This is a genomic window from Rhizobium laguerreae (assembly GCF_002008165.1).
Classification (GTDB): Bacteria; Pseudomonadota; Alphaproteobacteria; order Rhizobiales; family Rhizobiaceae; genus Rhizobium; species Rhizobium laguerreae.
Genome location: NZ_MRDM01000014.1, coordinates 622,171 through 635,153 on the forward strand (window position 1 = coordinate 622,171; position 12,983 = coordinate 635,153).

11 protein-coding genes and 3 pseudogenes are annotated in these 12,983 nt (G+C 63.3%); 6 read left to right on the plus strand and 8 right to left on the minus strand.

All coding sequences use genetic code 11. The annotated features are described in order from the left end of the window. Positions 1-15 precede the first annotated feature (15 nt). Positions 16-1,296: a bifunctional sulfur transferase/dioxygenase Blh gene (gene blh, locus BS630_RS18855; RefSeq protein ID WP_077978601.1), complete on the minus strand. Its 1,281-nt coding sequence runs from the start codon at positions 1,294-1,296 to the stop codon at positions 16-18. Positions 1,297-1,401: 105 nt separating this feature from the next. Continuing rightward, positions 1,402-1,768: pseudogene (locus BS630_RS18860) on the minus strand (DsrE family protein). Between the two features lie 69 nt (positions 1,769-1,837). Between BS630_RS18860 and BS630_RS18865 the strand changes: the two are divergent. Beyond that, complete coding sequence (locus BS630_RS18865; RefSeq protein ID WP_077978602.1) at positions 1,838-2,845, plus strand: AraC family transcriptional regulator; 1,008 nt, start codon at positions 1,838-1,840, stop codon at positions 2,843-2,845. A 411-nt stretch (positions 2,846-3,256) separates the two neighbouring features. On the opposite strand, the gene BS630_RS18870 is transcribed toward BS630_RS18865, so the two are convergent. Further along, a complete protein-coding gene (locus BS630_RS18870) occupies positions 3,257-4,150 on the minus strand; it encodes an AraC family transcriptional regulator (protein WP_077978603.1) in 894 nt (297 codons plus the stop codon). Between the two features lie 290 nt (positions 4,151-4,440). On the opposite strand from BS630_RS18870, the gene BS630_RS18875 reads away from it, so the two are divergent. Continuing rightward, positions 4,441-5,196, plus strand: coding sequence for an SDR family NAD(P)-dependent oxidoreductase (locus BS630_RS18875; protein WP_077978604.1), 756 nt, complete (start codon positions 4,441-4,443; stop codon positions 5,194-5,196). A gap of 118 nt (positions 5,197-5,314) precedes the next feature. Here the strand turns inward: BS630_RS18875 and BS630_RS18880 are convergent, their stop codons facing one another. From BS630_RS18880 to BS630_RS38550, 4 genes and pseudogenes are all read right to left on the minus strand, one after another. Then, positions 5,315-5,773, minus strand: a complete 459-nt coding sequence (locus tag BS630_RS18880; protein ID WP_245310414.1) for a VOC family protein — start codon at positions 5,771-5,773, stop codon at positions 5,315-5,317. A gap of 84 nt (positions 5,774-5,857) precedes the next feature. Continuing rightward, positions 5,858-6,340: a cupin domain-containing protein gene (locus BS630_RS18885; RefSeq protein WP_183594414.1), complete on the minus strand. Its 483-nt coding sequence runs from the start codon at positions 6,338-6,340 to the stop codon at positions 5,858-5,860. Between the two features lie 43 nt (positions 6,341-6,383). Beyond that, a pseudogene (locus BS630_RS18890) lies at positions 6,384-6,677 on the minus strand (VOC family protein); the annotation flags it as partial. Positions 6,678-6,738: 61 nt separating this feature from the next. Next, entirely contained in the window at positions 6,739-7,023 is a 285-nt protein-coding gene (locus BS630_RS38550; protein WP_077978608.1) for a YjiS-like domain-containing protein, read from the minus strand. A gap of 176 nt (positions 7,024-7,199) precedes the next feature. Here BS630_RS38550 and BS630_RS18900 point away from each other — a divergent pair, with 176 nt between their 5' ends. The 3 genes and pseudogenes from BS630_RS18900 to BS630_RS18910 all read left to right on the plus strand — a co-directional run bounded on the left by BS630_RS18900 (position 7,200) and on the right by BS630_RS18910 (position 11,000). Beyond that, positions 7,200-9,212: a BTAD domain-containing putative transcriptional regulator gene (locus tag BS630_RS18900; RefSeq protein WP_077978609.1), complete on the plus strand. Its 2,013-nt coding sequence runs from the start codon at positions 7,200-7,202 to the stop codon at positions 9,210-9,212. A 108-nt stretch (positions 9,213-9,320) separates the two neighbouring features. Then, positions 9,321-9,857 carry an ATP-binding protein gene (locus BS630_RS18905; protein WP_077978610.1) on the plus strand — a complete coding sequence of 179 codons (537 nt, stop codon included), beginning with the start codon at positions 9,321-9,323 and terminating at the stop codon, positions 9,855-9,857. Between the two features lie 157 nt (positions 9,858-10,014). Further along, positions 10,015-11,000, plus strand: a pseudogene (locus BS630_RS18910) (aldo/keto reductase). Between the two features lie 363 nt (positions 11,001-11,363). Here the strand turns inward: BS630_RS18910 and BS630_RS18915 are convergent. Further along, the gene (locus BS630_RS18915) at positions 11,364-11,771 is read right to left on the minus strand and encodes a hypothetical protein (RefSeq protein WP_077978611.1); all 408 of its coding nucleotides are present in this window, start codon (positions 11,769-11,771) and stop codon (positions 11,364-11,366) included. Between the two features lie 231 nt (positions 11,772-12,002). Here BS630_RS18915 and BS630_RS18920 point away from each other — a divergent pair, with 231 nt between their 5' ends. After that, the gene (locus tag BS630_RS18920; RefSeq protein WP_077978612.1) at positions 12,003-12,848 is read left to right on the plus strand and encodes an NmrA family NAD(P)-binding protein; all 846 of its coding nucleotides are present in this window, start codon (positions 12,003-12,005) and stop codon (positions 12,846-12,848) included. The last annotated feature ends 135 nt before the right edge of the window (positions 12,849-12,983 follow it).

A 12,983-nucleotide genomic window follows, 5' to 3' on the forward strand; every position in this document is an offset into this window, starting at 1 on the left:
CGGCCACGCCTACCCTCACAACGCATCCAGCGGTATCTTCAGATACCGCCGGCCATTCCCCTCCGGCTCGGGCAGCCGCCCGCCGCGGATATTCACCTGCAGCGCGTGCAGCATAAGCTTCGGCTTCGGCAGCGTGCGGTCGCGCGCCTGGCGCAGCGCCACGAAGCCGGCCTCGTCGATGCCTGATATATGCGGGTTGGCGCGCTTCTGCGCCGCCACCGTGCTTTCCCAGCGCGGGTGCCGGCCGCCGGGCTGATAATCGTGGCCAGAAAAGAGGCGGGTCTCCTCGGGCAGCGACAGGATGGCCTGGATCGACTGCCAGAGGGCGCTAGCGCTGCCGCCCGGGAAATCCGTGCGCGCCGTGCCCGAATCCGGCGTGAACACCGTATCGTGCACGAAGGCGGCGTCGCCGATCAGATAGGTAATCGAGGCAAGCGTATGGCCCGGCGAAAACATCACGCGGGCTTTAAGCGCACCGATCTCGAAGGTGTCGCCATCGGCAAAAAGCCGGTCCCATTGCGAGCCGTCGGTTTCAAGCGCCGGCCAGTTATAGATCTCCTTCCAGAGCTTTTGGACGTCGGTGACATGACTGCCGATTGCGGTCGGCGCGCCGGTCCTCTCATGCAGATAATGCGCGGCGGAGAAATGATCGGCATGCGGATGGGTGTCGAGGATCCACTCGACCGTCAGCCCTTCGCTTTCGATGTGAGCAAGGATGGCATCGGCATTGACCGTCCCCGTCGCCCCCGACATCTCGTCGAAATCGAGCACCGGGTCGATGATGGCACAGCGTTTCGTCTCCGGGTCGGAAACGACATATTGCACACTGCAGGTGCGGGGCTCGAAGAAGGCCGTCACATGAGGTGCCTGCCTCGCCCGTTTCTCCAGAAAATGTCGCGCGCCAGCAAGATCGAAGCCGAGGCTTTGACCGAAAGCCTCGACGTCGCCGGGCTGCATCCGCCCGTCGAGTACCTCGCCCAGCGCATAAAGCGTCAGCGCCCGAGTGCCACTCTTGCAATGGGCAACGACCGGCCCCTTCGCTTGCGTCATCGCTGCCTGGAAGGCGCGGATATCGGCCTCGGTGACCTCGGACCCCTTCACCGGCACGAAGCCGTAGGAAAGCCCGGCGGCGGCGGCCGCCGCCTTTTCCGCAGCATTGCCGGGCTGATCCGGCTCCTCGCCATCCGGCCGGGCATTGATGACGCCGGCAAAGCCGCGCGCCGCGAAATCGGCAAAGTCCGCGGCATTGGGCTGTCCCGCCACCGATATCAGCTCATTGACCCTCACGGATGTCATCGAAGCCCCTGCGCGCCCGTATCATGCAGCATCGCATGTATTAGGTTACACTCTCACAAGTATATCTCCGAGCGCAAGAATAGCTTCCGCCCGGCGCGTGCGTGATTAAAACGACAGCGTCGCCGCACCTTCCTTGATCTCAGCATGCATCGCGCTGGCGCCGACGATGACGACGCCGTCGAGCATGTCCTCCTGCGTGTAACCGCGCGAGGTGACACAGGGCGGGCAGGCCCAGATCGTGCCGCCGCGCTGCTGGAAATTCTCGATCAGGCTCGCGAGCGGATCGAGCGGCGGCATGCGTCGTCTGCTGGCCACCCTTGCGCACCAGGTCGATCCCGGTGCTGGTAAGGAAAACCGAGACTTTCAGCCCGGCGGTGATGCCGCCATTGGCGATGGTGAAGGCGACGGAGGACAATTCGGATTCGATGCCCTTGGTGACGAGCACGACCAGTTTGTCGGTTGCCGTTTGCATAGTATTCTCCTTCAGTTGGTTTGAACGCACTGATGATAGGAGGGCGCGCGGCGCGCGTATTTGGCCGGAATGCGTGAAGCCTTGTCCGAAAATCCAGACGCTGCGGGTGTCGCGCGCGACGACGTGCTGTCGGCGCTGCTTTCGACGATCCGCCTTTCGGGATCGCTGCAATTCTGCTTCATGCCGACGGGCGACTGGCAGACCGATGCCGCGCCGTCGCTTGCAAATCTTTCGGCAAAGGCATCGGGCACGATGCCGTTTCACATCGTTGTGGCCGGCCGCTGCTGGCTGAAAGTGGAAGACGAAGAGACCGATCTCGAGGCCGGCGACGTGCTGGTCTTTCCCTTCGGCACCGGACATCAGCTCGGCGCGGGAAGAGACGGCAAGCTGGTGCTCCCGACCCGCGACCTGCCACAGAAGCCATGGCGTGAGATTCCCGTGCTGCGCTACGGCGACGAGACACAAGGCGTGCGGCTGCTCTGCGGCTATCTGCAGTGGGATGGGCTGAGCTTTGCGCCGCTTCGGCGGGCCCTGCCCAGACTGATCCATGTCAGAACGCGGGCCGCCAATGACGGCGACTGGCTGCGCACCATCATCCGCCAGATGGTCGAGGAGGTCGACCGGCCGCGTGCCGGTGGCGTCTCGATGCTGCCGCGGCTGACGGAAATCATCTTCATCGAGATCCTGCGCCACCAGATCATGATGGCCGAGCCCAGCTCGGTCGGCTGGCTGGCAGCGCTTGGCGACCCAGCGCTGTCGCGCTGCCTCTCCCTCATTCACGACGATCCCAAACGTGACTGGTCGCTGGAGCAATTGGCTGCGGCATCGGGAATGTCGCGAAGCGCCCTCGCTGATCGCTTTCAGACGATGCTCTCGACATCGCCGATCCGCTATATCCGCGACTGGCGGCTCTATCTCGCAAGCGTCGCGCTCGCCACATCGGGTCAGCCGATCGCGGCGATCGCCTATGACGCCGGCTATGCCACCGAAGCCGCCTTCAACCGCGCCTTCTCCCGCGCCTTCGCCACCCCACCGGCGGCCTGGCGGGCGACGGCGTCCAAGAGAGGCTCATCCTGAGGTGCCCCGAAGGGATCGTGTCGCTGCACGTCTGAATATACCGAAATCTCGCGATATCGGATCGACCGGAGAAAATAATGAGGCCGGTCGGAATCAGGATTGCGGCGGTAATGTTCTCGGTTGCCGTTTGGGCTACAGCCGCAATGCACATTCCGATGATTGAGACGCACACATTGATACTGGCGCTCGCCAGATAGCCTGGCATGTCATCGCCAATACGCCACGAGTGCAATCGAATATCCGACGGCGCGGGATTGAGGGTGTACCGGACCGATGAGCGGCAGCGCCTCGAAGGACGAGGCGGGTGCGCCGGCGCCAGATGGATGCAGGGAGCAGCGTTGCGGCGTGCCCTTCGAGGCTCCGCCCTACGGGCTACACGCCTCAGGATGAGGGCTGTTGGTGGATGCCGCTCTAAGCCGCCACCGGCCCCCGGTCGCGCGCCGCCTTCATGTCCCTGACCGGCGACAGGCCGAACATGCGGCCGTATTCCCGGGTGAACTGCGGCACGCTCTCATAGCCGACGGCAAAGGCGGCGTGGCTGGCCGGGACACCTTCGGCAAGCATCAGCCGCCGCGCCTCGATCAGCCGCAGCTGCTTCTGGAATTGCAAGGGTGAGAGCGAAGTGACGGCGCGAAAATGCTGGTGGAAAGAGGATGGGCTCATGCCTGCCACCGCAGCCAGCCTCTCCACCGGCACGGTCTCGGCGAACTCGGCGCGCAGCACTGCCACCGCCCGCGCCACGCGCCGCACATGGCCATCCGGCCAACCGAGCCGGCGGATCGCCGTGCCGTGCCGGCCGGCAAGCAGCCAGTAATGCATCTCCCGCACCAGCTGCGCCTGCAGCACCGGCACCGAGGCCGGGCGGTCGAGCAGGCGCATCAGCCGCAGCGCCGCATCCGCCACTTCCGTATCGGTCGGCTCGACGCGCACCGTCGCGCCATCCGCCACCCGGGCGAGCTTCATCTCGACGCTGAGCTCGGCGATCAGCGCCGGGTCGAGGTCTAGCACCAGCGAGTAATAGGGCCGGCCGACGCTTGCCGCGGTGATCTCGCTCACCGTCGGCACATCGGCCGTGATCAGCAGCGAGTCCCCGGCGCTGAAATCGAACACGTCATCGCCCATCGTCACGCGCTTGGCACCCTGCACGACAAGCGCCACCAGCGGCTTGGAGATCGCATATTGCATGTCGCTCGGCATCGTCGCGCGGATGGTGGCAAGGCCTGGAATCGGCGTGCGCGCCAGGCCGGAGAGATCGGCATGGGTCTCCGTATAACGGCGAACGGCTTCCAATAGCGTCTCTGTCATCCCTGGCCTCTCCTGCAGTCGAGCCACCCTAAGCCGAAATTGGAGGTTTAGGCAATATCCCTAGCGATTCCGGCAACACCACCCGTCTTCCCTCTGAGATAGTCACACCGTCAGAGAGACGAGACGCCTGATCGCAGCGGATCGCCGAACGCAAGGAGGTCTTCGATGACTGAAATCTCCCATGCCGGTACAGGATTCGGCGAAATAGGCAAAATGTCAGGCGCTTCGGGCAACGGGCCTCGCCCGTCTTTTCCGATCGTCGCACCAACACACCACGAAGGAGTTTCGAAATGAGCAAGATTGCAATCGTCACCGGCGCCAGCCGCGGCCTCGGCCGCAACACGGCTGTCAGCATCGCCCGCCATGGCGGCGATGTCATCCTGACCTACCGCAGCGGCAAGGCCGAGGCCGAAGCCGTGGTCGGCGAAATCGAAGCCATGGGCCGCAAGGCTGTCGCCCTGCCGCTCGATGTCGGCAATGTCGCAACCTTCCCCGCCTTCGCCGATCAGGTCCGTAAGGCGCTGCACGACAAGTTCCGGCGCGATAGCTTCGACCACCTCGTCAACAATGCCGGCCACGGCGAAATGGCAATGTTTGCCGAGACCACCGAGGCGCAGTTCGACGCGCTGTTCGACGTCCATGTCAAGGGCGTGTTCTTCCTCACCCAGGCGCTGCTGCCGCTGCTTGCCGATGGCGGCCGCATCGTCAACTTTTCCTCCGGCCTCACCCGCGTCTCCTATCCCGGCTTCTCCGCCTATTCGGCCGCCAAAGGCGCAATCGAGATCCTCACCGTCTACCTCGCCAGGGAACTCGGCAGCCGCGGCATTACGGTCAACACCGTCGCGCCCGGCGCCATCGAAACCGATTTCCTCGGCGGCGCCGTCCGCGACATGCCCGACCTCAACAGCCAGTTCGCCGGCATGATCGCGCTTGGCCGCGTCGGCGTGCCCGACGATATCGGCCCGATGATCGCAAGCCTGATCGGCGACGACAACCGCTGGATCACCGCCCAGCGCATCGAAGTCTCCGGCGGCCAGGTCATCTGAACTCGCCTGCCGCCAGACAGCAAAAAGCCCCGCCAATCATTGACGGGGCTGTTCTTCCTGAAAATCGCTTCGGCATTACGCCCTACAGCGCCGCGCGCCTTTTCCCGCACCTTCGGGATCAAGCGGATGGATTGGCGACGCCGGTTTGTTCCATCTCCTTCTGAACGACGCAGAACCTGTTTCCATCAGGATCAGCCAGAACGATATAGTCCGCGCCTTCGGGATAGCGCCAACCCACACGCTGCGCTCCAAGAGACAACAGCCGCTCGACCTCGGCTTGCTGATCGGATGCATAGAGATCGAGATGATGGCGCTGGTGGGTGGTGGGGTCGGATGAAACGATCGTGATCGCCATCTGCTGTCCTTCGCCCGTGACCGGGACAAGAATGGCCCAATCTTCCGACGGCTCTCGCAAAGGTTTATAATTCAAGGCCGCGCGCCAGAATTCGATGGCGCGCGCAACATCCCTCACACCCCAGACAATCGACCCAATCGTAAGCATCAAATGTGCCTCCTCAAGACCAATGCGCGCGTCGGTGACATGGACGCAGCGGTTAGGACATACGGATATTTCCAAGCGACAGGACTCTTGAGAGAGTGCCATGCCGCGAAAGCGATCACGCCGACAATAGACAGACCCGATCGACTCCCTGACGACCAATCAGCGCGGTTGCGGTGCCGTCAATCCGAGGGCCAACGTGATGTCGTTGATGATCCCCAGTCGCGCTTCGATTACCGCGATTTTCTCGGGCGTATCGGCACCAAAGGCCTCGATATCGATGAACAATTGCTCGCAGCCGCCCGGCGTGACCGTGCCGAACATCTGGCCGGGTTCGTCGCCTATGTTTCGCCAGCTGTGCAGTACATGTGGCGGCAGAACGACGACGGTTCCCACAGGCGCGTCGAACGCCTCGTCGCCGCACTGGAATCGATAGAGACCGCGAACGACCCGAAAGACTTCCGTCTCCCGGGTGTGCGTGTGCGGGGCCGGACCATGACCCGGCGGCGTGAAGGTTTCCCACATCCCGAACGCGCCGCCGGTCTCGGCGGCCGTGGCATGGATGACGATCCTCGCGCCGAAGGGCGTGCTCGCCACGCGCTCCTTGCCGGGCAAAGAGACAACGGCATTCCTGAAACTCGACATATCCACCTCCCCTCGATTGCATTCTTTGGGCAGAGCCCTGCGCTCACCCTTGTGGCGCCGGCTCGTTGAGCATCGCTTCGATATTGTATCCGTCGGGATCGAGAACGAAGCAGGCATAATAGTTCTCTTCATATTCCGGCCGCAGGCCGGGCGCGCCGTTGTCCCGGGCGCCGGCTTCGAGCGCGGCCCGATAAAACGCCTCGACCTCCGCCCTGCTCCGAACCCGGAAGGCAACGTGCAAACGCGTCAGAGGCGGCTTGTCGTCGGTGTGCTGGATCTCGAACAGGCTGCCGCCGACATCGAAGGCCCAGAACACGCCCTCCTTCCCAAAAGAGAGGCCCGTGGATCCTCGCCTTGTGGACCGGCAGCCGACGCGTCCGCGCAGTCGAACATTCGGACTAACGCATTGACATCAACTTCGTCATCAGCCCTGCTTTGATTTCGAGCACGGGTCGATTGATTTGGGGATGACCGATGTCACCCCGGGGATGACCGATGTCACCCCGGGGATGGCCGATGTCCCTCAGCTGGTCGGGGGTCAGATCTGCCAATGCCTTCCGTCTTGCGACGCTCCGCTGCCACTTCCTCAGGGCAGCGACGATGATTGCTACGCTGTTTGGTCTGAACCGGAACACCTGTCTTTCCGGCGCGCTGATGCCGGCGTGAGTTTCCGTGTGAGCCATTTTCAGTCTCCCATTTGTGAGATTTGCAAGTGGGAGCCTGACACGCGGGCGTATTCCGGCTGTTCGGTTCAGCGTGAACGGCCAGGAAAACCTCGACAAGCCGCCGCTAAATCGGTGTTAAATCTATCTGCCGAAATGCTATTCTGCGGTGGCGGTCGAAATCTGGGAGACGATCTTTGTGCATCAGGTTGCTGGGTGGCCTTGAAGTGATGTCCCGGGAGCACCGGCAAATCCGCTTCACCACGCGCAAGACGTCACTTCTTTTTGCTGCCCTGGTGATTGCAGGCCGCCGCGGCCATCGCAGGGAACTGCCTTCCGAAGCATTCTGGCCAGGACGAAGCAATGAGCAGGCCCGCAACAGCCTGCGCCAGGCGCTGGTCGATATCAGACGATCGTTTCCGGCTGGCGGGGATGCCACCGTCTACATCGATGCGGATCAGGAGACCGTCGCGCTGATAACAGGTCCTGATGAAACCGACATTTCGATCTTCGACCGTAAACTGGAGGCCGGCCGGACGGCCGATCTCGCCCTTGCCGCCGATCTCTACCGTGGCGAAGTGCTGGCAGGCGAGACCATTCCGGACGAATTGGACGAGTGGTTCGGCCCGTATCGGAGCACATATCAACGCAAGGCGCTGCAACTGGTGGAGCGGTTGAGCCTCGCGCTCTCCGAGCCGGGCACCGCGGAAGAATCGGCCTGCGAAGGGCTGGCTGAGAGGCTGCTCGCTGCGGACCCGACCGTGGAGGCCGCCCATCGGGCGCTGATGCAGATCCACGCTCTGAGGGGCCACGAAAACGCGGCTCTGCGCCAATACGAAGCCTGCCGGGCGCTCTTGAAGAAGCATCTTCAGGCTGAACCAGAAGCACAGACGTCCTCCCTGGCAGCTTCGTTGCAATCGCGGCAGGGACCCGGACATCCGCGGAGCGCACCGGCCGCCGACATCGGAGCGCAGCCGCAGCTCTTCCCCGCCCCGACGAAGCATCACGACCGGCCATCGGTTGCGGTCCTGCCATTTCAGAATTTGAGCGGCGACGCGGAGCAGGAATATTTTGCCGACGGCATCGTCGAGGACATTACCATCGCGCTTGCTCAATTCCGCCACCTCTACGTCATCGCCCGGAATTCGAGCTTCACCTACAAAGGTCAGGCGGTCGATATAAAGCAGGTCGGGCGTGAGCTGGACGTCCGCTATGTGGTCGAAGGAAGTGTGCGCCGCACCGGTGACCTTCTGCGCATTGCCGGCCAGCTCATCGACACGTCGACCGGTACACATCTTTGGGCCGATCGTTTTGACGGAACCCTGGCGAATGTCTTCGATCTTCAGGATCAGGTCGCCTCGAGCATCGTCGGCGCCATAACGCCGAAAGTGGAGGAGGCTGAGATCGAGCGTGCCAAACGCAAGCCGACCGAGAGCCTCGACGCTTACGACTACTATCTCCGCGGCCTGGCGGCCTTCGACCGGACGGTTACCAACCGATCGGTCATCGACGAGGCCCTGCGGCTGTTCATGGAGGCGATCGAGCGTGACCCGGAATTCGCCGTAGCGCATGCCCGGGCGGCACGCTGCTATGCTACGCGAAAGAGCAACGGCTGGATGCTCCATACCGCAGACGAGACGGCCGAAGCGACGCGGCTGGCCCGCAGAGCGGTCGAACTCGGCTGGGACGATGCGGTTGCGCTCACCTACGGCGGATATGTCATCGGTTATGTCGGCGGCGACCTCGACGACAGTGCAGCCTGCATCGATCGCGCACTCTTCCTCAACCCGAACCTGGCGGCTGCGCTCGGCGTCAGCAGCTGGGTGAAGGCTTGCCTCGGCGAGCCCGATAAGTCGGTCGAACACGCAGCCCTTGCAATGCGCCTCAGCCCTTTGGATCCACGCCTCTTTGCCTGGCAGCTTAACACCGGGCTCGCGCATTTTTGCGCCGGCCATTACGACGACGCTGCCGCCTGGGCAGGAAAATCGCTACACCACCAGCCGAACTACCCGAGCGCCATGCGCGTGATGGCGGCGAGCCAGGCCATGGCGGGGCGGCTTGTGCAAGCCCGCGAAACGATCGCCCGCCTGTGCCTGATGGACCCCGCCCTCCGGCTTTCAAATCTCGCCGACGTACTTCCACCATTCCGAAGACCGGACGATCGCAGCCGATATATCGAGGCTCTCAGGATGGCGGGACTGCCGGAGTAGCTGCCGTTTCAGCGGCCTCTTCAGAACGAAAGGGACCATGGTCGGGCTATTGCCGCCCCCTATCGGCTAATTGCGAAACGATGCTGCTTCGTGCGAAAATGCCGCGCGATGGATCACACGGGCGAAGTTCTCATTCTCACCGGGCCGCCGGGCTCCGGGAAAACCACGACGGCCGAGGCGCTCGCCAGCGAGCCCGGCTCGCCGAAGGTCCATCTTCATTCCGACGACTTCTGGCATTTCATCAAGAACGGCGTGATCCCGCCCTATCTGCCGGAAGCGCATGAGCAGAATGTCGTTGTCGTCGACGTGTTGACGAAGGCGGCGTCAGGCTATGCCGGCGGCGGCTACTTCGTCGTCGTGGACGGCATCGTCGGGCCGTGGTTCCTGGAACCGTTCCGGAAAATCGCGGCACCCCTCCACTACGTGGTCCTGCGTCCGCCGCTCGATGGCGCCATCCGGCGCTGCCGGGAGCGCGGCGGCGACACGCTGACCGATCCCGGCCCTATTGCCGCGCTCCATCAGCAATTCTCGTCACTGGGTCCGTTCGAGCAACATGTGGTCTCGACGGAGGGGCACGAGAGGGAAGACACGTTGCGCGCGGTGATCGAGGCTATGCGCAGCGGCGCGTTTCGCCTGGCGTCATAACGCAAGCCCCTCAGCTTTTTACCCGATCCCGGTTCGTCCTCTCCGAGCGATCCGGGAAATTCATGAGCGGACCTCATAAGTTCATGCCGATATCTCCGGCTAATCGCCGCCGGGCTTTGCCCTATCTTGGGATCAAATCTGGGAAGGAGGACTTGAAATGATCAAGCGCAAGCTCGGCCAAAGAGGCCCTGACGTCTCGGCGATCGGCTTCGGCTGCATGGGGCTGAACTACCATCGCGGGCCGGCGATGGAGCCTGGTGATGCCGTCGCGCTCCTGCGGGCAGCGCATGAGCGGGGTGTCACATTCTTCGACACTGCCGAAGCCTACGGGCCGTTCACCAACGAGGAACTCGTCGGCGAGGCGCTGGCGCCGATCCGCGATCAGGTAGTGATCGCGACGAAATTCGGCTTCAGGGATGGCCGGCCGGAAGTCGGCCTGGATAGCCGGCCGGAAGCATCCGTGTGGTCATCGAAGAAGCCCTCAAGCGGCTTCGCACCGATCGCATCGATATCTTCTACCAGCATCGGGTCGACCCTGCGGTACCGATCGAAGAGGTGGCAGGCACGGTCAAGGATCTGATCGGCGCCGGCAAAGTGCTGCATTTCGGCCTCTCCGAAGCAGGAAGCGAAGCCATCCGCCGCGCCCATGCCGTCCAGCCCGTCACCGTCCTGCAAAGCGAATATTCGCTGTGGTGGCGCAATCCGGAGCGGGAAATCCTGCCCATCGTCGAAGAACTTGGCATCGGCTTCGTGCCCTACAGCCCGCTCGGCCGCGGCTTCCTCGCCGGCAAGATGGACGAGAACACCAGTTTCGAAGGCGGCAACGACCACCGCCACACCAATCCGCGCCTCTCGGCCGAAAACCGCAAGGCGAACCAGCCGGTGGTCGATGCGATCGAGGCCATCGCCGCCCGAAAAAACGCCACCGCGGCCCAGATCGCCATCGCCTGGCTGATGGCGCTCAAGCCCTGGATCATCCCCATTCCCGGCACCACCAAGCTGCACCGGCTGGAAGAGAATATCGCTGCCGCCGACATCACCTTCACATCGGAGGAACTGGCCGGGATCGATGCGGTCTTCTCAGGCATCGAGATCCACGGCGACCGCTACTCCGCAACCTCGGCAGCCCGCGTCACGCAGTGAACCGACGACATCGATCGGTCGATGCAACAGCACGAACGTTCTTGTCTCTCGGTGCGCCGGCATCGGATGGATGCAAGGAGCAGCGTTGCGGCGTGTCCTTCGAGGCTCCGGCCTTTGGCCTCCGCACCTCAGGATGAGGGATGTTGGAGGATGCCGCACACCCAACAACAGGCGTGAGAGGACGCGGCAACCCCTTCCGTCATGCTCGGGCTTGTCCCGAGCATCTGCAACCGGTGCCGCAGAGCCTCGGCACAAGGCTGACATGACCGGAGAGCGAGGCGGCGTTCGCGTCACACTGAAACCGCCCGCGAGAAGACGCGGGCGGTTGCATCATCGTGTGGCACCCGCCTCAAGCGCGGATGATCAGTCCTGCCCCTGCAGGCGGTCTATAACCTGGAGCAGGAGATCGGCGCAGGCCTTCATCGGTTCGTCCTCGGCGCATTTGAGATCGATCCGGGTGTTCCCATCCTCGATCCGGAAATGCGCTGCCTTGGACGGCGGTGGCGGGCGATGCCCACGGAAACCACGGAAACCCATGTCGCCTCTCCGACCATGCCAGCGGTAATCGGGGCGATCTCCCGGCCGCGCATCCGGCCGGTCCGTCATCTGCTCATCGTCATCAGGAGCGGACGGAGACGGCGGAGGAGGAGGCGAGCCGGGTTCGGCCGCTGCGGGCGGAGTCCCGGCGGATGGCGGAGCCGACGGCTGCTGGGCGAAGGTTGTGCCGGCCAGTGCTGCAAGGGCAAGGCCCGATAGCAGAAATCTTTGCATTGGAAGCGTTCCTTTCGGAGTTATGAGGCGTGTCTGTAAACACCGCGCTGAGGCTTTGGTTCACCCCCGTTACCGCTTGTGATCGAAATCGGCGCGCCAGGGGGCCATGTGCTCGGTCGGCTTCCACCATAAATGTGTCGGCAGGCGGCTGACGACAGCTTTACGCCACGTGACAGGAACCATCGGCACCGAGACTTCGTTTTGCAGCGAAACAACTGCCGGGTGGAAATCATGTACATCGTTCTGGGTGCAGGGGGAAATGTCGGGTCCCGTGTCATCGAAACGCTGAGGCCCGCGGGCGAGAAGATATTCGCGCTCGTCCATAGTGAGCAGAAGGCGAGCGCGGTCGACGGTGGCAATGTCGAGGCCGTGGCGCTTGATGTCTTGGATAGCGCGGCACTGAGGGCTGTCTTCCAGAGAGGCAGGCGCGCCTTTCTCCTCAATCCGCCGGCAGACCCCACCACCGATACGAACGCCGAAGAGCTGAAGACTGCGCGAAGCATTGCCGCGGCACTGAAGGATTCGGACCTTGAAAAACTCGTGGTGCAATCGACCTATGGCGCCAGGCAAGGCGATGGCATCGGTGACCTCTCGGTGCTGTATGAGTTCGAGCGCCTGGCTGAGGCAAGCGGCATTCCGACGGCGATCAACCGGGCGGCTTACTATTATACCAATTTCGATATGCTGCTGGAGCCAGCGCGCACGGGTCTGATCACCACCGCCTTCCCCGACAACTTCGTCTTGCCGATGGTTTCTCCCGCCGATCTCGGCAAGGCGGCGGCCGCGCGTCTGTCGGGCCCAGTCAGCAATGTCGGCATCGAGTATGTGGAGGGACCCCAGCGATACAGCTTCGCCGATGTTGCCGCAGCCTTCTCTGCCGTCGTAGGAAGATCCGTGAGCCTGGCTACGACGCCGCGCGACCGGCTGGAAGAAAGCTTTCGCAAGCTCGGCTTCTCGCCTGCCGCCGCCCGCTCCTACACGCGCATGACCGAGGCGACGCTCGACGGCCCCGAATTGCCGCGCGAGCCCAATCGCGGAGAGATCACCCTCGAAGACCACATCGCCGCACTTCGGTGAGCGGCGATCGCGGACGCATTCCTGTCGAGAACGATAGTCACATGTGAAAAGGTTCGCTGCCCCCGAGACGTCTTTCGCCTCGCCTCTGCCTTGTTGCTCGCGTATCCTGACGCCCGATTCGCCGTCCGCATATGA